We start from the raw sequence: 24,594 nt of genomic DNA on the forward strand, positions 1-24,594 counted from the left end.
AGATAACATAGTGTGTTTTATAAAATTTCGCCAATCGGTCTTTGCCTTTTATGCTGCGTCTGGAGTAGAAAAGTGTACTTACGTAAAAATGCGCAGGCATTTTTTCTGACGACCGGATTTTTGCCGTTTTATACCGTTTGAAGACCTGATGCATTGATGGCAGGTTGTGATCTGCGGATAATCAGAGTTTAAATCCGGAATGCCTGTCTGTTGAATATTTCTTCCCGAAAGGTGGTCATCCCATGATCCCGCGTATTTTAAAACAATCCGTTCTGACATTGACTGTGTCGTGCCTTGTGGTGTCGCAGGCTATTTCCCAGGCCGAAGCCAATCCTTATATGGCTGTTGATGTAGCAACCGGAAAAGTGCTCGATCATAACGATGCCTTTAAGCGCTGGTATCCGGCATCGCTGACTAAAATGATGACAGCCTATGTGGTTTTCCGCGCATTGCGCTCTGGTCAGAAAACACTGGAATCGCCGGTGCGGATGTCTGTAGCTGCAACCAAAGAACCGCCGAGCAAAATGGGCTATAAGGCCGGCTCGGTGCTGACGCTCGACAACGCATTAAAAATCATGCTGGTGAAATCAGCCAATGACGTTTCGGTTGCGGTTGGTGAAAGCATCGGCGGCAGCAAAGCCGGATTTGCAAAAATGATGAATGCTGAGGCGAAGCGCATCGGCATGATTGGTTCAAATTTTACCAATCCGCACGGTCTGCCAGATCCGAACAATTATTCGACTGCGCGCGACATGGCTTTGCTGGCCGCTCAGTTGCGCCGTGAATTCCCTGAATATGCCCATTACTTCAATACGGAAGCAATTGATCCGGGCGAGGGCAAAAAAGTTCAGGCCAATTACAATATCCTGCTTGGCCGCTTTAACGGTGCGGACGGGATGAAGACAGGTTTTGTCTGCGCATCCGGTTTTAACCTTGCCGGTTCTGCAACCCGTAATGGCCGTACGATTGTGGCGATTGTTTTGGGTGCTGCAAAGCAGGAAGACCGTGCTTTGAAGGCTGCAGAATTGCTGCAGAATGGTTTTGCAACCCGTGGCGGCGGTGGAGCAACGCTGGCAACACTTGCACCTTATGGCAGTAACAATAATCAGGCGACCGATTTGCGTGCGCAGATTTGCAGTCAGCAGGCTATGTCTGACCGTTGGGATGGCCGTGATGTGGAAGGGCGCCTTAAAATCAATTCGCCTTATATCACCGCAATGACCCGCGAGCCGGTTGCTGTTCCTGTTGGCCTGCTCACTAAAGCACCGGATGTACAGTCGGGAGCAGCATTGCATATTTCGCAAGTGCCGATCCCGTTGCAGCGCCCGATGCGCGGTGCGATGACAACAGCAGTGAATTAAAGGTCTGACATGTCCTTCAAACCGATCAGTGTTTCTGTGCTTACAGGCTTTCTGGGCGCGGGTAAAACGACCTTGCTCAATCGCTTGCTGAAAGATCCTGCCTTGCAGGATACGGCAGTTATTATCAATGAATTCGGTGATGTGAGTATTGATCATCTGTTGGTTGAGCAGGCAGCGGACGGTGTTATTCAGCTCGCTGACGGCTGCCTGTGCTGCACGGTGCGCGGAGAGCTGGTGGATACGCTGTCGGATTTGATTGAGCGCGTTCAGCTGGGCAAGATCAATGAATTGCAACGCATTGTGATTGAGACAACCGGTCTGGCTGATCCGGTGCCCGTCTTGCAGGCATTGATGGGGCATCCGGTGCTGATGCAGGTATTGAAGCTGGATGGTGTGATTACCGCCGTTGATGCTGTGAATGGCATGGCAACGCTGGATGCGCATATAGAGGCTGTGAAACAGATTGCTGTGGCTGACCGGATTGTCATTACCAAATCTGAGCTTGCTGATAAGAACACCGTTGCTGTTTTGAAGTCCCGTATCGCAGTGCTCAATCCGGCAGCAGATATCTATGATAATGAGGCAGAAGAAATCGGTTATGCAGCATTGTTTGATTGCGGGCTGTATAATCCGGCAGGAAAAGCACCGGATGTGCAGAACTGGCTCAAAGCAGATAGCTATGACGACCATCATTCCCACGATGATCATGTTTGTGAGATTCACGGTGCCGGTTGTTCAGGCCATCATCATGGTGAGCATCACCACCACCATCATCATGATGCAACGATCCGGTCATTCTCGCTGAAGCATGATGCGCCGGTGCCTTTTGCAGCCATTGAGATGTTTCTGGATTTGTTGCGCTCAACGCATGGCGATAAACTGTTACGCATGAAGGGCATTATAGCTGTTGCTGAAGATGCTGAACGACCACTGGTTATTCATGGCGTGCAGCAGATATTGCATCCGCCTGTGCGCTTAAAAGCATGGCCGCAGGAATTGCAGGACAGCAAATATCAGACACGTCTGGTGCTGATTACCAAAGATCTGGACGAGAGCTATGTGCGCGATATGTTTGATGCGTTTTTAGGAAAACCGCGTATTGATCAGGCGGATGCACAGGCGCTGACTGATAATCCTCTGGCGATCCCCGGATTTTCCATGAAGCGCTGGTAGTTTAGAGCGCTCTGTGTTCAGTCGGATGCAAAGCGCTCTAGATTCTTTAATTTGCCGCATTATCACGGGCGTCAAGTTGATCCAACTTGACTGTGAAATGCTCTAGAGCATTTCCAGTATATTTTGAATCACAGAAATGCTCTATCTATTTGTTTTTACGCGTATCTTATCCGAAAACCGGTTCCCACTTTTCGGGATACGCTCTAGCCTTTTTGAATAAGAAAATGAAAAATCCGACCCTCACTCTGCTGCTCAAGCAGAATGTGTCCTTCTGTCTGGCAGAAGTGGGCTATGTCCAGCGGAGAAAGCGGATCAGTCGTTTCAATTCTGATCACGTCACCGGCATTTAAATCTTGTAATTTTTTGCGGGTTTTCAAAACAGGTAAGGGGCATTGCAGCCCCTTAAAATCATAGAAAAACACAGTCTCAGAACCGGCCATTATTGACCAGTCATCCGGTTCCAGAGCGATTTTTTCTCTGCCGGTGCTGCCGGCATATCAGGTGTCACCTGAGGGGCCACAGCAGCGGCCGCTTCCGGATTGGTATTTGGAACAGGAACAGATGCGGTTGCATTCTGATCAAGCGTTGGCTGGGCTGCAAGCGGAGCTGTCGCAGCCACCGTTGCTGCAACAGGTGCAGGGCTCTGTGCGATTGCGGTTGGTTGTACCGCTGTATCCGGTGCTCCTGGTGTCTCGGAAGAAGCCGGGCTTAAGGATGGCGGTGTCCGCGATACTTTCTCACCACGTGCACGTCGCGCACTCCAGTCAGAGACCAACTTCGCTTCCTGAACACCCATGATTGAAGGCGCAGGCTGCTTCTTCGATGATTTATTCAGCGCGCTGGAAAAAGCTGCGTCATAGGTCTTCTGATAGCTGGAATAAGCAGACTGGATTGAATCAGGTTGTGACATCGGCGGGCAGGAAGCTGAGGCCGAAATACCCTGCTGACCCGGGAAGTTTTGGTTGAAGACATAGCGCTTACCGCAAACATCAACTTTTGGCGGTACTTTGGTAATTTCGAACTGGTCATAGCCCTGTTTGAGCATGGTCCAGAACTCGTAATTCGGGTCATGCTTATAACGCGCCATATTGGCAGCGGTCATGCGGAACGGATAGGCCTGAACCTGAAAATCACGCTGTCCGCCTTTGAACGCATCGCGGCCGAAAGCATAAATCTCGGACATGCTTTCATCTGTCATGGAATAGCAACCGGCAGAAGAGCAGGCGCCATGCACCATCAGGTGCTGACCTGTGCGGCCATTGGCGCGGTCATAAGCATTCGGAAAGCCGAGATTGAAGGAGAGATAATATTGCGAATTCGGGTTCATCTGCGCTGCAGAAACGGAATAGAAACCTTCCGGCGCCTGACGGTCGCCTTCTACATATTTAGGACCGAGTTTGCCTGACCATTTGCAGATTTCATAAGAGGCAACCATGTCATAACGACCATTGGTCTTCTGCTTCCAGACTTCCAATACGCCTTCTTCTTTGAAGATACGCGCCATAACCGGTGAGGTTTTATTCATGCCTTTGGCTTTAATTTTAGCCAGAACTTTGGAAGGCAACTCACGTTCAGCTTTAGCGCCGACACCGTCAAAGACAGAGCCCTGACAACCGGCAAGAGCGACGGTTGCGATCAGTGAAGCAAAAATTGCAGTTCTCAGTTTCATAAGGGTCACCGGCAATATTACGCAAGAGTTGGAACAAAATATCCTGAAATGGCAAAAAGGCAAATTTTCAGCAGCGATCAGTTTGTTCAGCATTATCGGTCAGTATGATTGACAAAGTGTTATTAACTTAGCGCAGGGTGATATTTACAACAAATGATGCGCGCTGACTATACAGGCAGATAAGATTAAGGCCGCACTCAAAAGCGCGGCCTTGAAATCGTGCAGCTGACAGGAAACCTGATCAGAGATTGCGACCCATCGCCAGATATTTCTGACGGCGTTCCTGTTTTAGTGTTTCGCCATCAATCGCTTCGAGAGATTTCAGCGCTGAGGCAATCACTTCGCCTACGGCATCAATAATCGCGTTTTTACCGCGATGTGCGCCGCCAAGCGGTTCTGCAATAATATTGTCAATGATCTTCAGCTCATGCAGATCCTGCGCAGTGATGCGCATATTGGTTGCCGCATCTTTAGCGCGGGTCGAATCACGCCACAGAATGGAAGCAGCACCTTCCGGCGAAATCACCGAATAGATTGCATGTTCCAGCATATAGACGCGGTTAGCGACAGCGATAGCAATCGCACCACCCGAACCACCTTCACCAATAACAATGGTGATAACCGGAACGCGCAGTTTCATGCTCATTTCCAGCGAACGGGCAATGGCTTCTGCTTGACCGCGTTCTTCAGCGCTGACGCCCGGATAAGCACCGGCCGTATCAACAAAAGTGATGAGCGGCAGTTTAAACCGGTCAGCCAGTTCCATGATGCGGATGGCTTTACGGTAGCCTTCAGGACGCGGCGAGCCGAAATTATGCTTTAGACGAGTCTTGGTGTCGTTGCCTTTTTCCTGACCGAGAATGGCTACGGCCTGACCGTTAAAGCGGGCAAAACCGGCCTGAATGGCCTGATCTTCGGCAAAGTTACGATCACCGGCCAGCACTGTGAACTCTGTAAACAGGCGGTTCACATAATCCAGACAATGCGGACGGTCCGGATGACGGGCGATCTGCACTTTCTGCCAAGGGGTGAGTTTGCGGTAAATATCTTTCAGCGCATCGCTAGAGCGCTTTTCAAGCCGCCGTATCTCATCACTCATCTCGACGCTGCCGCTTTCCTGCGCCAGCTTTTTCAGTTCGAGAATTTGACCATCGAGATCTGCGACGGGTTTTTCAAAATCAAGGTAATTATACATATGACCTGACTATTACGCTCCGGAGACTAAAACCATCAGACATTAAGGTCTGAGTGAGGGTTTCATCTGTCCTATATAGATTGTCTGGCAGAAAAATCTATCTGCCGAATATATTTCTCTTAAACTTCATAGCGTCAATCGGCAAGCGGATGATGCGTTGCAACCAGCTGATGCAGTCTTTCTTCCAGCACATGGGTATAAATTTGTGTCGTAGAAATGTCCGAATGCCCCAATAATTGCTGAACAGCACGCAAATCCGCACCATTTTGTAAAAGATGGCTGGCAAAAGCGTGGCGCAGCACATGGGGTGACACTGCCGCCGCCGCAATACCGGTGCGTGCCGCTAGTGCCTTCAGATCGCGGGCAAAGACCTGTCGGGCCAGATAACCGCTTTCCGAGCGGGCAGGGAACAGCCACGGGCTGTCCTGCCATTCCGGTACTCTGTCACGTAAGCCCACATAAAGCTGCAAGACATTCTGCGCTTTGACCGAGAGCGGTACCATGCGTTCTTTGGCACCTTTACCGCGCACCAGCAGGAAACGCTGATTGCTGCGGATGGTTTTCTCCGGCAGGCTCACAAGCTCGCTGACGCGCATTCCTGTTGCATAGAGCAGCTCCAGCAGTGCATGCAGCCGCACGGCATTGAAATAGCCGCTCATGTCTTTCTGCGGCCTTGCATCAGCCTCTGCCTGTGCCAGAAGTTTCGAGACGGTATCTTCGCTCATGATTTTTGGCAGCGCCTGATTTTTCTTTGGTGCGTCGATAATACCGGTCGGATCATCGCTGCGCAGACCTTCCGCATAGAGAAATCGATAAAACTGACGCAGAGAAGACAGACGGCGTGCCTGTGAAGTGGAGGCAAAACCCTGAATATTCATATCATCAAGGCAGGCTCTGATATCGACGGAATTTGCTGTCGTCAGTCTGGTTTTGCGCCCTGCCATAAATTCCGCTGCGGTTTCCAGATCACGGCGATAGGATTCCAGCGTATTATCCGCAGCCCCCCGTTCAGCGCTCATCATCTCCAGAAACGAGTCAATGGCAGCATCTGTTGAGAGATTATTCTGCATCTTCGGCTTCCGGTTCTCCGTCTGAATAAGGTGTTGCAGCGGGAGCGGGGCTGGCAGGCGCTGTATCGCGCGGTTGCTGCATCATTTTATGTGCCGGTACGCGAACCACTATCTCGGATGTCACCGGACTGACCGTTTTTACAAGCACCAGCATCAGCCCGTAAATACAGGCGGAGATAAGAGCCAGAATGATGATCAGGCGGGTGAGGGTTGGCATAGAGGCAGCAGTGCTTTCACTTGGTTAGGCTTTATTGAGTGCATTGTGCCCTGATAATCTCAATAAAGCCTAACCAAATTCGAGATGAAAATGAAAAGGCCCGGTAAAAACCGGGCCTCTGATTGGTATAATCCGCAGATTACATAGTGCCGATTACATATGGATCGGCTTGTCGTAAGTGGCCATTGCCGATTCACGAACAGCTTCCGACATGGTCGGATGTGCGTGGCAGGTACGCGCCAGATCTTCCGAAGAACCGCCAAACTCCATCAGAACGGTCAGTTCGTGGATCATTTCACCGGCATTGTAGCCGAGGATATGTGCACCAAGAACTTTGTCGGTGGCTTTATCAGCCAGAATTTTCACAAAACCGTCTGTGTGCTGCATAGCGCGTGCACGGCCATTGGCTGTGAACGGGAATTTACCGACTTTATATTCAATACCGGCAGCTTTCAGCTCTTCTTCAGTTTTACCCACAGAAGCCACTTCCGGCTGGGTGTAAACAACGCTTGGGATCACATCAAAATTGACATGGCCTTTCTGACCGGCGATGATTTCTGCAACGGCAACGCCTTCATCTTCGGCTTTGTGTGCCAGCATCGGGCCTTTAACCACGTCGCCGATTGCATAAATGCCGGCAACATTGGTCTGCCAATGATCGTTGATCGCAACGCGGCCGCGTTCGTCGAGGGAAACGCCGACTTCAGCCAGACCCAGACCATCGGTATAAGGGCGACGGCCGGTCGAAATCAGAACGGCTTCAGCTTCGAGGGTAACAGCATCACCGCCCTTAACAGGTTCAAAAGTAACCTTGGCGCCATTGCCGGATTTTTCAACTGCGGTCACTTTGGCGCTGAGTTTGAAATCAATGCCCTGCTTGGCCAGCATGCGCTGGAACTGCTTGGAAACTTCACCGTCCATGCCACCGAGAACTTTGTCGAGATACTCAACAACAGTCACTTTGGAGCCGAGACGCGACCATACGGAACCGAGTTCCAGACCAATCACGCCGCCGCCGACAACAACCAGAGTTTCAGGCACTTTGGTGAATTCCAGCGCGCCGGTTGAAGAAACAATAGTTTTCTCGTCAATATCAACCTGAACGCCCGGAATACCGGCAACATCAGAACCGGTGGCGATGATGATGTTTTTGGTTTCGAGTTCTTTGACAGAACCGTCTTCAGCGGTGACAGAAACTTTGCCTGCAGCAACAACTTTACCAAAACCGGTGAAAGCTTCGATCTTGTTCTTTTTGAACAGGAATTCAACGCCGGTGGTGTTGGCTTTCACTGTTGCAATTTTATGTGCCAGCATTTTTTCGAGGTTCAGCTTTGGTGCGCTGACTTCTACGCCGAGCGCATCAAAAGAATGACCGGCTTCAGCAAAAACTTCAGAAGCGTGCAGCAATGCCTTGGAAGGAATGCAGCCGACATTGAGGCAGGTGCCGCCAAACGTGCTGCGCTTTTCAACAACTGCCACTTTCAGGCCGAGCTGGGCAGCTTTGATAGCTGCAACATAACCGCCGGGACCGGTACCGATGACAACGACATCATAAGACATTGCTTAATCCTTTTAACTCTTTTTAAGTCCGCTCAGGCAGGGGATTTCTGCATGAGGGCAAGGGCTGATTTTTATTCTTCGGGTGTGCAGGCTTTAAAGCGAAACACGTCCCAGTTCAGCGGCTCGGCCGGTTTGGCCGTTCCAAAATCATAGCTGTCCAGCATGCTGACAAAGTCCGGCAGGAGAATAGCGGCTGCAGCGGGTTCGTCATTGCGGGGCAGGAATTCTGCATCAGCACCATCTTTGAGGGCGTAGACAACGCCTTGCCAGATTGTGCAGTCATCAATTTCATCTTCAGCTACATCATCACTGGCGCAATTATAAGTGATTGTTGCAGATGGTCGGGCTACACCTTCGGACCACTGGACAATGCCTTGCAGCTTGAATTCAGGTTTTTCATTGGCGATGATGGTGAAACTATTGCCCGACTGTTCATCTTCTTTTTGTGAAGGGCTGAAGGTCAGGGTGTAGTTCTGGTTCTTGTCGGAATAAGCGGCACGGTTCTGCACGCAGGCTGCAGATGCGACAGCGGTTGCGGTCAGCAAAATTGTGCAGCTTGCGAGCAACGCAAAAGTCTTTTTGAAAATGACTGTTCTGGTAATCATTTTTCCCTCTTCGGGCTTTAAAATTCCGGTTTACAGCATCGATTTTCGGAAATTACGATGCGTCGTTCTAATGGGCTTGCTGGGTGGCAAGCTTAATGCCTAATCCGATAAATACCATACCGGTCACACGATTAAACCATGCGCCGAGCGCGAAAAAGCGCTTACGCACCGGTTCCAGCGTAAAGAACAGTGTGACAAGTGCAAACCAGCCGATCACGACGATTGCAATCAAAAGTCCGTATATGCCCTGAATTGCGGCCGGTGTTTCATGGCTGACAAGCGAGGAGAACAGGGAAAGGAAAAACAACACCGCTTTTGGGTTCAGCGCATTGGTGATGAAACCCATTGTGAAGCAACGCTTCGCAGAAATTGTCATCTTTTGCGGCTGCGGTTCTGCTTCTCCGGTTTGTAGCATTTTCTCTGCATCCGTCGCATTCAGTGGTTTTTCACGCAGCGCCTTGATGCCGAGATAAAACAAATAGGCAGCACCCGCCCATTTAATCAGGGAAAACAGAAACAGAGACTGGGACACGATCAGACCGATACCGAGGATCGTGTAAGAGATGTGGAACATCAGCGATGCACCGATGCCTAAACTGGTGATGAAGGCTGCACGGCGGCCATGCACAATGCTCTGACGCACAATCAGCGCGAAATCCGCGCCGGGTGCAACGAGCAGGATCACGAATACCGCCATCAGACCGGTGAATTCGATCACATACTGCATGAGAGGCTCCGTGATATCAAAATATATTGAGCCATTGCAGCTCGGAAAAGATGCAGTTGAAAAGAGCGCTGTTATGAGACAGCGCTCTTATTCAGTTTATTACAGGTCGAGAACCAGACGTTCCGGATCTTCCAGGCTGTCCTTAACGCGGACGAGGAAGGTCACAGCTTCTTTGCCGTCTACGATACGGTGATCATAGGACAGAGCCAGATACATCATCGGACGGATAACGATCTGACCGCCGACAACAACCGGACGCTCCTGAATTTTGTGCATGCCGAGAATACCGGACTGCGGTGCGTTCAGGATCGGGGAAGACATCAGGGAGCCGTAAACACCACCATTGGAGATGGTGAAGGTGCCGCCTTGCATATCAGCCATAGAAAGCTGACCGTCGCGGGCTGCACGGCCGAGGCGACCGATTTCTTTTTCGATTTCAGCAATCGACATCTGGTCGGCATCACGCACAACCGGAACCACCAAGCCTTTGTCTGTACCGACAGCAACGCCGACATGCGCAAAGTTCTTGTAGATGATGTCTGTGCCGTCGATTTCGGCATTAACAGCAGGGATTTCTTTCAGAGCATGGGTCACAGCTTTAGTGAAGAAACCCATGAAGCCAAGCTTAACGCCGTGCTTCTTCTCGAAAATATCTTTGTAGCGTGAACGCAGATCCATAACCGCGCTCATATCCACTTCATTGTAAGTGGTGAGCATAGCTGCAGTGTTCTGAGCATCTTTCAGACGGCGCGCAATAGTCTGACGCAGACGGGTCATTTTCACGCGTTCTTCGCGCGGCGCATCACCGGCAGGGGACGCAGGACGCGCTGCAATAGGTGCCGGAGCGGCGGCAGCAGGAGCCGTACCTTTAGCAATTGCTGCAAGTACATCGCCCTTGAGAACCTGACCGCGCTTGCCGGAACCGTCAACCTGATCGCTGTTCAGGCCGGCTTCTGCGAGCAGCTTTGCAGCTGCCGGTGCCGCAGGCATAGAAGAAGAAGAAGAAGCGGTTGCAGCAGGTGCAGCAGCGGCTACAGGTGCAGCGGCTGGCGCAGCAGCAGCAGGTTTGGCTTGAGGAGCAGCAGCTGCGCCCGATGCATCAATCTGGCCGAGCAGGGCATCGAGACCGACATTGTCACCTTCCTGAGCGGTGATTTCTGTCAGAACACCGGAAATAGGTGCCGGAACTTCAATAGAAACCTTGTCGGTTTCCAGTTCAACCAATGGTTCGTCAGCAGCAATGGTATCGCCGACTTTTTTGAGCCATTTGCCGATGGTTGCCTCTGTGACGGATTCCCCGAGGGTGGGAACGCGGATTTCGGTTGCCATGGTTTTATCTTCCCTGGATCTTTAATCTGAATGATAGGCGACCCGCTGACGATAATCAGCGGGTCAGAAATTTAAATTTTAAGAACCGAGCGCATCTTCAAGGAAAGCTGCGAGCTGTTCAAGATGCTTGGACATCAAGCCTGTTGCAGGCGATGCGGCAGCCGGACGGCCGGTATAACGGGCACGCGGATATTTCGCATCAATATGTGCCAGCACCCATTCCAGATAAGGCTCGATGAACGACCATGCGCCCATGTTCTTCGGCTCTTCCTGACACCAGACGATTTCTGCACCGCGGAAACGGGACAGTTCGTTGATGAGGGCTTTGGCCGGGAACGGATAGAGCTGTTCAACACGCAGCAGGTAGACATCGTCGATACCACGCTTTTCGCGCTCTTCGTAAAGGTCATAATAGACTTTACCGGAGCACAGAACCACACGGCGGATCTTGGCATCTTTTTGCAGCTTGATCGGCTGATCCTTGAGATATTGCGCATCATCCCACAGCAGGCGGTGGAATGTGCTGTCTCCGGACAGTTCGTTCAGCGAAGAAATCGCACGCTTGTGACGCAGCAGGGACTTCGGTGTCATCATGATCAGCGGCTTACGGAAGTCGCGTTTCATCTGACGACGCAGAATGTGGAAGTAGTTTGCCGGTGTTGTTACGTTGGCAACCTGCATATTGTCTTCTGCACAAAGCTGCAGGAAGCGTTCGAGACGTGCGGATGAATGCTCAGGACCCTGACCTTCATAGCCGTGCGGCAGAAGGCAGACGAGACCGGACATACGCAGCCACTTGCGCTCACCCGAAGAGATGAACTGATCGAACACAACCTGTGCGCCGTTAGCGAAGTCGCCGAACTGAGCTTCCCAGACGGTCAGTGCGCGTGGCTCTGACAGTGAGTAGCCATATTCGTAACCAAGCACAGCTTCTTCAGAAAGCATCGAGTTGATGGCTTCATAGATCGCCTGACCCTTCTGAAGATTATTCAGCGGGATGTAGCGGCTCTGGTTCTGCTGATCGTAAAGAACAGTATGACGCTGCGAGAAGGTGCCGCGCTCCACGTCCTGACCGGACAGACGGATCGGGTTGCCTTCTGTTACAAGCGAACCGAAAGCCAGCGATTCAGCGGTTGCCCAGTCAATGCCTTCGCCGCTGTCAATCATCTTGGAACGATTGTCGAGGAAGCGCTGAACGGTACGGTGTACGTTGAAATCACCTGGAGTTTCAGCAAGTTTCTTGCCGATTTCCTTGAGGTTTTTCAAAGGTACGCCGGTTTTGCCGCGACGCTGTTCATCGGCATTATCCGCTGTGCGCAGACCTGCCCATGCACCATCAAGCCAGTCGGCTTTGTTTGGCTTGTAGTTCTGACCGGCTTCGAATTCTGTTTCCAGCTTTTCGCGCCATTCAGCTTTCATCTGGTCGATTTCAGCCTGTGTCAGCAGACCTTCAGCAATCAGCTTTTCGCTGTAGAGCTGAACAGTGGTCTTGTGCGCACGGATTTCTTTGTACATCAAAGGCTGTGTGAACGCAGGCTCATCGCCTTCGTTATGACCAAAGCGGCGGTAGCAGAACATGTCCACAACGACCGGCTTATGGAAGGTCTGGCGGAATTCTGTTGCAACTTTGGCAGCAAAAACCACAGCTTCCGGATCATCACCATTTACATGGAAGATCGGCGCTTCAATCATCTTGGCCACATCGGAAGGATATGGTGATGAGCGCGAGAAGGAAGGATCGGTGGTGAAGCCAATCTGGTTATTGATGATGAAATGAACCGTACCGGCAACGCGGTGACCGCGCAGACCCGACAGACCCATACATTCAGCAACAACACCCTGACCGGCAAAGGCCGCATCGCCATGCAGCAGCAGCGGCATAACTTTTGCACGCTCGGAAAGCGGTACCATATCGTCACGGGTACGACCGACCAGCAGATCCTGCTTGGCGCGGGCTTTACCCATAACAACCGGATTAACAATTTCCAGATGTGAAGGATTGGCGGTCAGTGACAAATGCACGGAGTTGCCGTCAAACTCACGGTCGGAAGACGCACCGAGATGGTATTTAACGTCGCCTGAACCTTCCACATCATCCGGTGCATAGGAACCGCCTTTGAATTCGTGGAAAATAGCGCGGTGCGGCTTGCCCATAACCTGTGAAAGCACGTTCAGACGGCCACGGTGAGCCATACCGAAAATGATTTCCTTAACGCCCATAGAGCCGCCGCGCTTAACGATCTGTTCAAGGGCAGGGATCAGGGATTCACCGCCATCGAGACCAAAACGCTTGGTGCCTTTATATTTCACGTCGATGAACTGTTCAAAGCCTTCAGCTTCGATCAGTTTGGACATGATGGCTTTCTTACCTTCCGGTGTGAAAGCAATATTCTTATTGGCACCTTCAATGCGTTCCTGAATCCAGGCTTTTTCAGCCGGATCAGAAATATGCATGAATTCAACGCCGAGCGTCGAGCAATAGGTGCGCTTCAGGATATCGAGCATTTCGCGCACGGTCGCATATTCAAGACCAAGCACATTGTCGATGAAAATCTTGCGATCATAATCTGCAGGGGAGAAACCGTAGTTTTCCGGAGCCAGCTCATTATAGTCGTTCGGCTTTTCGGAAAGGCCGAGCGGATCGAGATTGGCATGCAGATGGCCGCGCATACGATAAGCGCGGATCATCATGATCGCGCGAACGCTGTCTCGGGCTGCCTGTGTGATTTCTGCTGCAGACAAAACAGGTGCGGCAGCCTGAGCTGGTGCTTTTACAGCATCCGGCTTGGCAGATTTGCCTTTTAATTTGTCTGTGATGTGTTTTTCAACTTCGGCCCAGTTCCCGTCGAGAGCAGAGGTCAGCTCATCGTTCGGCGTAACAGGCCAGTTGTTTCTTTCCCAGGATGCGCCGCGGGCGTTTTCAATCACATCTTTCGGGTTATCGCCGAGATTTGCGAAAAAATCGCGCCATTCTGCATTGACCGAATTCGGATCGGTTTCATATGCAGCATAGAGCTCTTCAATATAGTCGGCATTGCCGCCATAGAGAAACGAGGTAAGGGCGAAAACGTCATTGGCTTCTTCTTGCCGTGCCATTGTCCTTGCCGGAGTATCCACTCCGTCTCCTTATACCGGCCATACCGGAAAATCTTCCGGTCCCGTTTTAAGTTACTGGTCTGTTGTTTCTGTATTATGAAATAGTGCTTAAGAACTGATTTCCAACAGAAACGGGCATAAGTTTAATCTTAGAGTGCCCGGTTCGGGGCATGAGCCACGAACCGGGCTTTTTAGAGGCAGTCACACCGGGCGACTGCCAATATTCGTTTCAGTTTTCAGGGCTGATGCTCTTGAAAACTTCAACCCAAGAGCATTAGCCCTTGAGAACTTCAACCCAAGGGCAATTAGCCCTTGAGAACTTCAATAAGCGTCTTGCCGAGCTGTGCAGGCGATGGGGAAACGCGGATACCGGCTTCTTCCATAGCTGCAATCTTGTCTTCAGCGCCGCCCTTGCCACCGGAGATAACGGCACCGGCATGACCCATAGTGCGGCCTTCCGGAGCTGTACGACCGGCGATAAAGCCAACCATTGGTTTTGAACGACCGCGCTTGGCTTCGTCTTTAAGGAACTGTGCTGCTTCTTCTTCAGCCGAACCACCGATTTCACCGATCATAACGATCGATTTGGTGTCTTCGTCTGCAAGGAACATTTCCAATACGTCGATGAATTCTGTGCCCTTAACCGGATCGCCGCCGATACCAACGGCAGTTGTCTGGCCGAGGCCTTCATTGGAGGTCTGGAACACAGCTTCATAGGTCAGTGTACCGGAACGGGAAACAACGCCGACCGAACCTTTTTTGAAGATATTGCCTGGCATGATGCCGATTTTGCATTCTTCAGGGGTCAGGATGCCCGGGCAGTTAGGACCAACGAGGCGGGACTTCGACTTTTCCAGACGAGCCTTAACGCGAACCATATCGGATACAGGAATGCCTTCAGTGATGCAGATGATCAGCGGGATTTCCGCGTCAATTGCTTCAATGATAGCAGCAGCTGCACCTGCAGGCGGAACGTAGATTACGGATGCGTCTGCACCGGTTACGTCACGGCCTTCAGCAACACTTGCGAAGATCGGCAGTGTCTGGCCTTCAGCGCCGGTCCAGTTCTGACCGCCTTTTGAAGGGTGAATACCACCAACCATTTTGGTGTTGTAATAGGCAAGAGCCTGCTCGGTATGGAATGTACCGGTTTTGCCGGTCAGACCCTGTACGAGAATTTTTGTGTCACGATTGATGAGAATGGACATAAAATCAGTTTCCCTTCACTGCTGCGACAATTTTCTGTGCCGCATCATCGAGATCGTCGGCGGAAATAACATTCAGGCCGCTTTCATTGATGATCTTCTTGCCAAGCTCAACATTGGTGCCTTCGAGGCGAACAACCAGAGGAACTTTAAGACCAACTTCTTTAACAGCTGCGATCACGCCTTCAGCAATGATGTCGCATTTCATGATGCCGCCGAAGATGTTGACGAGAATGCCTTCAACAGCCGGATCAGCAGTGATGATCTTGAATGCTGCTGTTACTTTTTCTTTGTTCGCGCCGCCGCCAACATCGAGGAAGTTTGCAGGTTCTGCACCATAGAGCTTGATGATGTCCATCGTCGCCATAGCAAGACCGGCACCATTGACCATGCAGCCGATGTTACCGTCCAGCGCTACATAAGCGAGGTCGTATTTGGACGCTTCAATTTCTTTTTCGTCTTCTTCGGTGGTGTCGCGCAGTTCAAGAATGTCCGGGTGACGGAACAGCGCGTTGTTGTCGAAGGAAACTTTCGCATCCAGCACGCGTACACGACCATTGGTCATGACGATCAGCGGATTGATTTCCAGAAGGCTCATGTCTTTTTCAACAAAAGCTTTGTAGAGGATCGGGAACAGAGCGATTGCATCTGCGCGGGCTTCACCTTCAAGCTTCAGCGCATCGGCCAGCTTGGCATTGTCCGCATCGGTTACGCCGGTTTCAGGATCGATCGCAACAGTGATGATCTTTTCCGGTGTTTCTTCAGCAACAGCTTCGATGTCCATGCCACCTTCAGTGGAGACAACGAAAGCCGGACGGCCGACAGTGCGGTCGATCAGCATGGAGAGATACAGTTCGCGCTCGATGTCCGCGCCGTCTTCGATGTAAAGACGGTTGACCTGCTTGCCGGCAGGACCGGTCTGCTTGGTCACCAGAGTGTTGCCGAGCATTTCTTTTGAAAAGGCAACAACTTCTTCGATCGACTTGGCAAGACGCACGCCGCCTTTGGCATCGGCCGGCAGTTCTTTGAACTTGCCTTTACCGCGACCACCGGCATGGATCTGGCTCTTAACCACATAAAGCGGGCCCGGAAGGGTCTTTGCCCATTCTTCAGCCTGTTCAGCGGAGTAAACAGCCACACCATTGGCAATCGGTGCGCCGTATGTGTGAAGCAGGCGCTTGGCCTGATATTCATGAATATTCATCTGGTTGTCCTTTTTAGGGCACTCCTGAAACCTGGGCTTTCAATTAATATTGATAGTCAGGCTTCATGATTTTTGTTTGAAGTTCCAGAGAGCAGTTCGGGGCCACTTTGGGAAAAGCGCCCCGAAACATCCCAGAACTTTAAATTACGGGAGCTTATTTCAGATTAGGTGCAATCGCGATGCAGGCATCACAAAGACCCTGAACTGCTGCAACTGATTTCTCAAATGCGGCCTGTTCTTCTTTGTCGAGCTGAATTTCGATAATCTGTTCAACGCCGTTCGCACCGATAATGGTTGGTACGCCGACATACATGTCTTTCACGCCGTACTGACCGGTGAGCTGAGCTGCAACCGGCAGAACGCGGCGCTTATCCTTGAGGTAGGATTCAGCCATCTGGATTGCAGAAGCAGCCGGTGCGTAATAGGCCGAACCGGTTTTCAGCAAACCAACGATTTCAGCGCCGCCGTCACGGGTACGCTGAATGATCTTGTCGAGTTTGTCCTGTGTGGTCCAGCCCATTTTGACCAGATCCGGCAGAGGAATACCGGCAACAGTCGAATAGCGGCTTGAAGGAACCATAGTATCGCCGTGACCGCCGAGAACGAATGCGGTGACGTCTTCAACGGACACGTTGAATTCTTCAGCGAGGAAGTAGCGGAAACGGGCGCTATCAAGCACACCAGCCATACCGACAACTTTGTTTGCCGGCAGACCAGAGAATTTCTGCAGTGCCCATACCATTGCATCGAGCGGATTGGTGATGCAGATCACGAAAGCATCCGGTGCGTATTTGGCAATACCGGCACCGACCTGTTCCATGACTTTCAGGTTGATGCCCAGCAGGTCATCGCGGCTCATACCAGGCTTGCGCGGTACACCGGCGGTAACGATAACAACATCAGCGCCTTCAATAGCCGCATAGTCATTGGCACCGGTAAATTTCGCATCGAAACCGTCAACTGGTGAGGATTCAGCGATATCGAGGCCTTTACCTTGCGGAGTACCTTCGGCGATGTCGAACAACACAATGTCACCGAGCTCTTTAAGGCCGGCCATGTGAGCGAGCGTTCCGCCGATCATGCCTGAACCGATGAGGGCAATTTTATTGCGAGCCATGCTGGTTACTTCCCTGATCTAAAATCTAACTAAAACAGCTGAACCTCTGCGTGAGCTTTCCATCCGGTTACGCCTGCAGAGGCCATTACGCTGTATGGTCGATATGCCCGTTTTCAAAATAACTCAACTAATAATTTTGTATTTAAAGATTTCAATCGTTTAGCTAAATAAGTTCTTACGTAAACGTAAGTCATTTTTGACAAAAGCCGAAATTCTTCCCTGTTTCGTACTCCGAAATCAGGGAGGAAAATTACTAAGGATTTGTGTCCGCGCGGAGCTGATTTATGTGTGTTCAGAATAGCTTGCAGTCAGCCATATTGCGGAATGATCATCTGCTGCATCACAAGGGCTGTAATGATTCCCTTATTCGTCTTAAATTAGGCCACGACCGTCACAATATCGTGACGGTTGTAAAAACAGTTTATTTTAGCGCAATTCAGGCCGTTGCCTGAACTGTATTTGGTGCTTCGTTTTCAAAGGCTTCAAGATATTCTGCGCTTTGCATTTCAAAAAGACGTGATGCTGTACGATCAAATTCAAAGGCTTCGGTGCCGCTTGGGGCGCTGTAAATCTTATCCGGCGTTGCGGCAGCAGAAATCACCACGCGCGCACGCTGGTCGTAGAGCGTATCAACCAGCAGAATAAAACGCTTGGCTTCATTTCTCCTGGCATGATCAAGCACCGGTACATGGTCAATAAACATGGTGCGGAAACGCGCCATGATCGCCAGGTAGTCAGCTGCTGCTAATGGTTTTGCGCATAATTCATCAAAAGTAACACGTACCGCATTACCGACAGTACGGCTCAGATGGATGTTACGGCCTTTAACCTTGATGACCTCTGCTGTTTCACGACCGCCTTCTGTCAGATTATGCCATGCCTCGTCCATTCTGGCATCCGTTTTGAGTCCGAGCGGTGTGAGATAGACCGGCTGCCGGTCAAGCTTCTCAAGGCGGAAATCGGTACGGGAATCCAGATTGATTACATCAACACGGGTTTTAAGAATGCTGACAAAAGGCAGGAACAGCTGACGGTTAAGACCATTCGGATAGAGATTGTCCGGCGCTACATTGGACGTGGCAACCAGCACCACACCGCGCTCGAACAAAGCCGAGAACAAACGTGACAGGATCATTGCATCGGCAATATCGGTCACGGTAAACTCATCAAAGCACAGAACCCATGCCTGCTTTTCCAGTGCTTCTGCAACCGGCGGGATGGGGTCTTCCTGTTTGGTTTCGCCTTTTTTGTAGGCCTGACGATGAGCATGAATGCGCTCATGAACATCGGTCATAAAGTCGTTGAAGTGGGCGCGGCGCTTACGCTCAACCGGCAGCAATTCAAAGAACATATCCATCAGCATGGTTTTGCCGCGGCCAACCTCACCATGGATATAGAGACCTTTGACCGGCGCTGTTGCCTGCTTGGACTTGCCGAACAGCCAGCCCAGCGCACTCGATTTACGGGTGAGACGCTTGTTGCAAATCGCTTCAGTTAGCTGATCAAAGCGCTTCGCCAAAATTCTCTGCTGCGGATCAGCTTCAATATCTCCGGCACTTGCCAGAGAATCATAACGCTCAGACACAGACGGATAGGCTTTCAGCGCGTCATCAAAAGACATGTCACCCTCGAACAGATGAAAAGCTGCAGAGCGTATCTGCAGCTTTTCTTATCATAAAAGATTTGCCGGTATTAACGGGACAGGCTGAGCGGCTGGCCGCCGGAAGTCTGACCGTCAAAGCGACCGTCTGCCGATGAATAGAGCGAGGCCACTGTGCCGCCGTTCGCATCATAAAGCATCAATTGCTTACCGTTAACTGCCCATGAGGACAGGTTTGCCAGTTCGCCCGGGCAGCGCAGAGGTCCCGCGCGGTAACCCTGACCGAATTTGGTCTGCGGGGTGGCTACTTTACAGCTCTGTCCGGCAAGGGATGCGTTCCACACACCGGCAACTTTACCCGGTGTCAGATCAACAGACGATGCAGGCGGCAGGCTGGCGACCTGTGTATTGCCCTGCGGCTGTGAATTCATATCATTCGGATTGGCCGGAAACTGTGATGCGTTCACATCATTCAGCGAGCCGGACTGAACCGAGGTTGTCGGCGCAGGACTTAAAGGAGCAGGGCGCTGCGCCTGCGGGGGAGTGTTGCTGGCCATATTGTCAAAGCGCGAACTCTGGCAGCCTGCGAGAATAGTGGCGGCTGCAAGTCCGAGCAGGCCAATCTTAGAAACTCCCATACCCATCTCCTTAGATGTTGTTTTTCCGATGCGGAATGATGGAAACAGTTCCGGTTACGGGTCAAAATTGAGGCACAATCCGGCGCAGCTTAGACCATTTTGGTTTCAAAAGGAATCATTGAACAAAAGGGAAGTAGGCAGGACTGTACGATTTCTTTTGCAGACTATGTTTTATCTCTGACCGGTATTGGCCTTATTGGTTTAAAAACCTGTCTGACAGTAAAATTTGAGCAGATTATGTTTTAAAGAATAAACATATTTTGGCGACAGGCCAAGGTATGATCTGTTCATCAGGGCAGTTTCGGAACGAAAACACATAAAGGCTTTTCGAATCATCGGCACATATACTGGCAATTTGGGGGAAGTTCCGCCATATAGGCGTATGAGCGCATATCCGGAGCACATTGCGAAAAGTATGAAGCGGTTTTCGGAATGTGTTTTAAGGCTGCCTTTATGTCTTAATCGGGCTGTCTTTATAACTTAATCGGAATGTATCTTAAAACTGTGAAACCTATGTCTGTATCTATGCCAGTCAATGCAGCTTTTGCCAAAATGAACGGCCTTGGCAATAAAATCATTGTTGCGGATATGCGTGGCCGGAATGACCGGATCACGCCTGATGCCGCGCGCGCTCTGAATGCTGACAGCGAGACGGGTTTTGATCAGATCATGGCGATCCATGATCCGATAACGGCGGGTACAGATTATTATATCCGCATTATCAATTGCGACGGCAGTGAAGCGCAGGCTTGCGGTAACGGCACACGCTGTGTTGTGCAGGCACTTGCTGCAGAAACCGGCAAGTCACAATTCACATTTCAAACACTGGCAGGGCTGCTTCTGGCGGAAGAGCTGCCGGACGGCCAGATCCGCGTGGATATGGGCAAACCGCATTTTGAATGGCAGGCCATTCCGCTGGCAGAAGAATTTCGTGATACGCGGATGATCGAATTACAGATCGGGCCGATTGATGCACCGGTGCTGCATTCGCCTTCCGTGGCATCAATGGGTAATCCCCATGCGATTTTCTGGGTTGATCAGGATGTCTGGTCCTATGAGCTGGATAAGTTCGGACCACTTTTGGAAAATCATCCGATCTTTCCGGAAAAAGCAAATATTTCCATCGCGCAGGTCACGGCACAAGACGAGCTGACCATCCGCACATGGGAGCGCGGCGTTGGCCTGACGCTGGCCTGCGGTTCTGCCGCCTGTGCTGCCGGGGTATCCGCCGTGCGCACGCGCCGAACCGGACGTAAGGTGACGGTGATTGTTCCGGGCGGACCATTGCAGATTGAATGGCGTGATGATGATCATGTTTTAATGACAGGACCGGCTGAATGGGAGTTTTCGGGGCAGTTTGATCCGGCAACAGGTCTTTGGAAAAAAGACGAAACAGCGGAAGGTGCCTGATTATGGCTGTTGAGGTTGTAACATTCGGCTGCCGGCTGAATACTTATGAATCCGAAGTGATGAAGCGTGAGGCCGATGAAGCCGGTCTCAATACGCTGGAAAATGGCGCGATCATTTTCAACACCTGCGCGGTAACGGCGGAAGCAGTGCGTCAGGCACGCCAGGCCATTCGTAAAGCGCGTCGGGATAATCCGGAAGCCCGTATTATTGTAACCGGTTGCGCAGCGCAGACTGGTGCCGATGATTTTGCGGCAATGGACGAGGTTGATCTTGTTCTCGGCAATGAAGAAAAGCTGAAATCCAATTCCTACCGCATGCTGCCGGACTTTGGAGTGAACCAGTTTGAGAAGGTGCGCGTCAACGACATTATGGAAGTGCGCGAAACCGCCAGCCATATGGTCGATGCGATTGAAGGCCGAGCGCGTGCTTTTGTGCAGGTGCAGAACGGCTGTGATCACCGCTGCACTTTCTGCATTATTCCCTATGGCCGCGGTAATTCCCGATCTGTCCCGATGGGCGGTGTGGTTGAGCAGGTCAAACGACTGGTCGGCAACGGCTATGCGGAAGTGGTGCTGACCGGCGTGGATATGACCTCCTACGGGCCTGATCTTCCGGGTAATTTACGTCTCGGCAAGTTGGTGAAAACCGTTTTGTCTCAGGTGCCGGATTTGCAGCGTTTGCGTTTGTCTTCCATCGATTCGATTGAAGCCGATGAAGATCTGATGGATGCGCTGGCCAATGAAAAACGCCTGATGCCGCATCTGCATCTCTCATTGCAGTCAGGGGATAATATGATCCTCAAGCGGATGAAGCGCCGACATTTGCGCGATGACTCCATTCGTTTCTGTGAGGATGTACGCAAATTGCGTCCGGATGCCGTGTTTGGTGCTGATATTATCGCTGGTTTCCCGACCGAGACGGAAGAGATGTTCCAGAATTCCATCCGTATCGTGGAAGAATGCGGTCTCAGCCATTTACATGTTTTCCCTTACAGTCCGCGTGAAGGCACGCCTGCCGCACGCATGCCGCAATTGCGTCGTGAGGTGATTAAAGAGCGTGCTGCCCGTCTGCGTGTTGCCGGTGACGCGGCTTACCACTTGCATCTGGAAAGCCTCAAAGACACTGTGCAGAATATTCTGGTGGAGCGCGATGGTTTAGGCCGTACTGAAGGCTTTACGCTGACAGGGCTGGATACACAGGATCTGACAGCAGGACAGATTGTCAGCCGCGTGATCTCCGGTCATGATGGTGACAAGCTGCTGGCTGTTCCGCAAAATATCTGATTATCATTCGAAAATAAGAAGCGCTGTATTCATGGCTATGGGTTTTATAAAAAAGATTTTTTCTTTCGGCAAAAAGGAAGAGGCATCTTCCGCTCCGTCAGAGGAAGTCCTGTCGCCTTTAGCGGAAGAGGGCGCACCGGTTGCAGCAGAGCACACGCCTGTTGAACCGCATCATGAGACTGTGCTGGAAAAGATCGAAGAGCTGTTATCGCAGCCGGTCATCGCTGATCCGGCGACGATTGAGCTGAAACCGGTTTATGATACGCCGGAGCCGGATGAGATCATTGACGAAGAAAAGCCGCAGGCGCAAGAGCCGCCTCACGAGACTTTTCTGGAAAAGGTTGAGGAACTGCTTTCCCAACCGGTGATTGCCGATCCGGCAACCATTGAACTGACACCGGTATATCCTGAAACCGAGCCGGAAATTACTGATATTGAGGTTGCTCCTGCGCCAAAGCCGGTAAAAGTCACGGTCAGCAAATCTGTTGAAGCCAAACAAGAACCGGTTATCGTTGAAGCTGAACCAGAAAAGAAGCTGTCATGGTTTGAGCGGCTGCGTAGTGGTCTGTCGCGCTCTTCACAGCAGTTGGGCGATTCCATTGGAGGTATTTTTACCAAGCGCAAGCTGGATGAAGATACGCTGCAAGAACTGGAAGATGTGCTGATTCAGGCCGATCTTGGTTTGGAAACAGCGATGCGCATCACAGATAGCCTGTCTTCCGGCCGTTATGGCAAAGATATTTCGACAGATGAAGTGCGCAGCATTATGCGCTCCGAGATTGAAAAAGTGCTGGTGCCGGTGGCAAAGCCTCTGGAGCTTGATCTGTCGCACAAGCCGCATGTTATTCTCGTTGTTGGTGTCAATGGTACCGGTAAAACCACTACAATCGGTAAGCTGGCGGCAAAACTCACCGCAGGCGGGCTGAAAGTGATGCTGGCGGCGGGGGATACATTCCGTGCCGCAGCGATTGAACAATTGCATATCTGGGGCGAGCGCACCGGTTCTCCGGTCGTCTCCTCAAAGCTTGGTGCTGATGCGGCAGGCCTTGCCTTTGACGCATGGCAACAGGCCAAAGATGCGGGCAGTGATGTGCTGATTATTGATACGGCAGGCCGCTTGCAGAACAAAGCCGAGCTGATGGACGAGTTGGCTAAGATCGTGCGCGTGCTAGGCAAGCATGATCCGGAAGCACCGCATACGGTATTGCAGACACTGGATGCCACCACCGGTCAGAATGCGCTTAGTCAGGTAGAGATTTTCAAAAATATCGCCGGTGTGAACGGCCTGGTAATGACCAAGCTCGACGGTTCTGCACGTGGCGGTATTCTGGTGGCGATTGCCGCTAAACATAAATTGCCGGTCTATTTTATTGGTGTCGGTGAACAGATTGACGATCTTGAGCCATTTACGGCGCAGGATTTCGCCGGAGCAATTGCGGGAGAAGCACGATGAACGATCATATTTTTGAGCGCGACCCGTCTGACCCGCAGCGCAAGGAAGTGCCACCGCTGTTAAAGCTTGTGCTGGAACTCGGGCCATTGCTGGTGTTCTTTTTCGCCAATGCGCGCGGTGAATGGCTGGTGGAGCGTTTTCCTGTTTTGGCTCAGATCGGCCAGCCGATTTTTATTGCGACAGCGCTGTTCATGGCCGCCACAGTGATTGCGCTGGTCGTTTCTTGGATCATGACGCGCAGCCTGCCGATTATGCCGCTGGTCTCGGGTATTGTGGTGCTGGTTTTTGGTGCGCTGACCCTGTGGCTCCACAATGATACTTTCATAAAAATGAAACCAACCATCGTTAACAGCCTGTTTGGTGCGATTCTGCTGGGTGGTTTGCTGTTTGGTAAAGCCTTGCTCGGCTATGTCTTCGATCAGGCTTTCAAGCTGGATGCGGAAGGCTGGCGTAAGCTGACATTGCGCTGGGGTTTGTTTTTCTTTGTGCTGGCTGTGATTAATGAAGTTGTATGGCGGAATTTCTCGACCGATACATGGGTCACATTCAAAGTGTGGGGCGTCATGCCGCTCACCATTGCTTTTACAATGTTCCAGCTGCCGCTGATCAAAAAACATTCTCTTGTGCCGTGGGGTACAGAAGATAACGCAACATCTGCGGATAAAAAATAAACGGGAGCGGT

General features: G+C 51.3%; 21 protein-coding genes. 6 read left to right on the forward strand and 15 right to left on the reverse strand.

Going from position 1 to position 24,594, the window contains the following annotated elements:
- The first annotated feature begins 338 nt into the window (after window positions 1-338).
- Window positions 339-1,361, forward strand: coding sequence for a D-alanyl-D-alanine carboxypeptidase family protein (locus P8H26_RS06345; protein ID WP_374708247.1), 1,023 nt, complete (start codon window positions 339-341; stop codon window positions 1,359-1,361).
- 9 nt (window positions 1,362-1,370) lie between these two features.
- The gene (locus P8H26_RS06350) at window positions 1,371-2,534 is read left to right on the forward strand and encodes a GTP-binding protein (RefSeq protein ID WP_289632051.1); all 1,164 of its coding nucleotides are present in this window, start codon (window positions 1,371-1,373) and stop codon (window positions 2,532-2,534) included.
- A gap of 203 nt (window positions 2,535-2,737) precedes the next feature.
- Here P8H26_RS06350 and P8H26_RS06355 read toward each other — a convergent pair whose 3' ends face one another.
- The 15 genes from P8H26_RS06355 to P8H26_RS06425 all read right to left on the reverse strand — a co-directional run bounded on the left by P8H26_RS06355 (window position 2,738) and on the right by P8H26_RS06425 (window position 19,766).
- Window positions 2,738-2,974, reverse strand: coding sequence for a sulfurtransferase TusA family protein (locus tag P8H26_RS06355; protein WP_289632053.1), 237 nt, complete (start codon window positions 2,972-2,974; stop codon window positions 2,738-2,740).
- The gene (locus P8H26_RS06360; RefSeq protein WP_289632054.1) at window positions 2,974-4,203 is read right to left on the reverse strand and encodes a hypothetical protein; all 1,230 of its coding nucleotides are present in this window, start codon (window positions 4,201-4,203) and stop codon (window positions 2,974-2,976) included. Before P8H26_RS06360 ends, P8H26_RS06355 begins: the two co-directional genes overlap by 1 nt.
- A gap of 241 nt (window positions 4,204-4,444) precedes the next feature.
- On the reverse strand, window positions 4,445-5,398 hold the full coding sequence (locus P8H26_RS06365) for an acetyl-CoA carboxylase carboxyltransferase subunit alpha (RefSeq protein WP_289632056.1): 954 nt from the start codon (window positions 5,396-5,398) through the stop codon (window positions 4,445-4,447).
- Window positions 5,399-5,532: 134 nt separating this feature from the next.
- A complete protein-coding gene (gene xerD / locus P8H26_RS06370) occupies window positions 5,533-6,468 on the reverse strand; it encodes a site-specific tyrosine recombinase XerD (RefSeq protein WP_289632058.1) in 936 nt (311 codons plus the stop codon).
- A complete protein-coding gene (locus P8H26_RS06375; protein ID WP_289632059.1) occupies window positions 6,458-6,685 on the reverse strand; it encodes a hypothetical protein in 228 nt (75 codons plus the stop codon). The genes xerD and P8H26_RS06375 overlap by 11 nt, the downstream gene beginning before the upstream one ends.
- 153 nt (window positions 6,686-6,838) lie before the next feature.
- Window positions 6,839-8,245 (reverse strand): dihydrolipoyl dehydrogenase, encoded by a 1,407-nt coding sequence (lpdA, locus tag P8H26_RS06380; protein WP_289632060.1) that lies wholly within the window; start codon window positions 8,243-8,245, stop codon window positions 6,839-6,841.
- A gap of 71 nt (window positions 8,246-8,316) precedes the next feature.
- Window positions 8,317-8,850: a hypothetical protein gene (locus tag P8H26_RS06385; RefSeq protein ID WP_289632061.1), complete on the reverse strand. Its 534-nt coding sequence runs from the start codon at window positions 8,848-8,850 to the stop codon at window positions 8,317-8,319.
- 67 nt (window positions 8,851-8,917) lie between these two features.
- Complete coding sequence (locus P8H26_RS06390) at window positions 8,918-9,577, reverse strand: LysE family translocator (RefSeq protein WP_289632062.1); 660 nt, start codon at window positions 9,575-9,577, stop codon at window positions 8,918-8,920.
- A 99-nt stretch (window positions 9,578-9,676) separates the two neighbouring features.
- A complete protein-coding gene (gene odhB, locus P8H26_RS06395; RefSeq protein WP_289632063.1) occupies window positions 9,677-10,906 on the reverse strand; it encodes a 2-oxoglutarate dehydrogenase complex dihydrolipoyllysine-residue succinyltransferase in 1,230 nt (409 codons plus the stop codon).
- A 78-nt stretch (window positions 10,907-10,984) separates the two neighbouring features.
- On the reverse strand, window positions 10,985-14,002 hold the full coding sequence (locus P8H26_RS06400; RefSeq protein WP_289632202.1) for a 2-oxoglutarate dehydrogenase E1 component: 3,018 nt from the start codon (window positions 14,000-14,002) through the stop codon (window positions 10,985-10,987).
- Window positions 14,003-14,307: 305 nt separating this feature from the next.
- A complete protein-coding gene (gene sucD / locus P8H26_RS06405) occupies window positions 14,308-15,210 on the reverse strand; it encodes a succinate--CoA ligase subunit alpha (RefSeq protein WP_289632064.1) in 903 nt (300 codons plus the stop codon).
- A gap of 4 nt (window positions 15,211-15,214) precedes the next feature.
- Window positions 15,215-16,411, reverse strand: coding sequence for an ADP-forming succinate--CoA ligase subunit beta (gene sucC, locus P8H26_RS06410; protein ID WP_289632065.1), 1,197 nt, complete (start codon window positions 16,409-16,411; stop codon window positions 15,215-15,217).
- A gap of 154 nt (window positions 16,412-16,565) precedes the next feature.
- Window positions 16,566-17,528 carry a malate dehydrogenase gene (gene mdh / locus P8H26_RS06415; RefSeq protein WP_289632066.1) on the reverse strand — a complete coding sequence of 321 codons (963 nt, stop codon included), beginning with the start codon at window positions 17,526-17,528 and terminating at the stop codon, window positions 16,566-16,568.
- Window positions 17,529-17,964: 436 nt separating this feature from the next.
- The gene (zapE, locus tag P8H26_RS06420; protein ID WP_289632067.1) at window positions 17,965-19,149 is read right to left on the reverse strand and encodes a cell division protein ZapE; all 1,185 of its coding nucleotides are present in this window, start codon (window positions 19,147-19,149) and stop codon (window positions 17,965-17,967) included.
- 71 nt (window positions 19,150-19,220) lie between these two features.
- On the reverse strand, window positions 19,221-19,766 hold the full coding sequence (locus P8H26_RS06425; protein WP_289632069.1) for a protease inhibitor Inh/omp19 family protein: 546 nt from the start codon (window positions 19,764-19,766) through the stop codon (window positions 19,221-19,223).
- 525 nt (window positions 19,767-20,291) lie between these two features.
- On the opposite strand from P8H26_RS06425, the gene dapF reads away from it, so the two are divergent.
- From dapF to P8H26_RS06445, 4 genes are read left to right on the forward strand one after another with little or no spacing between them, the layout of a single operon-like run.
- Window positions 20,292-21,176 carry a diaminopimelate epimerase gene (dapF, locus tag P8H26_RS06430; RefSeq protein WP_289632203.1) on the forward strand — a complete coding sequence of 295 codons (885 nt, stop codon included), beginning with the start codon at window positions 20,292-20,294 and terminating at the stop codon, window positions 21,174-21,176.
- A gap of 2 nt (window positions 21,177-21,178) precedes the next feature.
- On the forward strand, window positions 21,179-22,459 hold the full coding sequence (gene mtaB, locus P8H26_RS06435; RefSeq protein WP_289632070.1) for a tRNA (N(6)-L-threonylcarbamoyladenosine(37)-C(2))-methylthiotransferase MtaB: 1,281 nt from the start codon (window positions 21,179-21,181) through the stop codon (window positions 22,457-22,459).
- Between the two features lie 31 nt (window positions 22,460-22,490).
- A complete protein-coding gene (gene ftsY / locus P8H26_RS06440) occupies window positions 22,491-23,912 on the forward strand; it encodes a signal recognition particle-docking protein FtsY (RefSeq protein ID WP_289632071.1) in 1,422 nt (473 codons plus the stop codon).
- Window positions 23,909-24,583 carry a septation protein A gene (locus tag P8H26_RS06445; protein WP_289632072.1) on the forward strand — a complete coding sequence of 225 codons (675 nt, stop codon included), beginning with the start codon at window positions 23,909-23,911 and terminating at the stop codon, window positions 24,581-24,583. The genes ftsY and P8H26_RS06445 overlap by 4 nt, the downstream gene beginning before the upstream one ends.
- Window positions 24,584-24,594: the final 11 nt, after the last annotated feature.

Source organism: Pseudochrobactrum sp. sp1633 (assembly GCF_030376605.1).
In the GTDB taxonomy this organism is placed as follows: Bacteria; Pseudomonadota; Alphaproteobacteria; order Rhizobiales; family Rhizobiaceae; genus Pseudochrobactrum.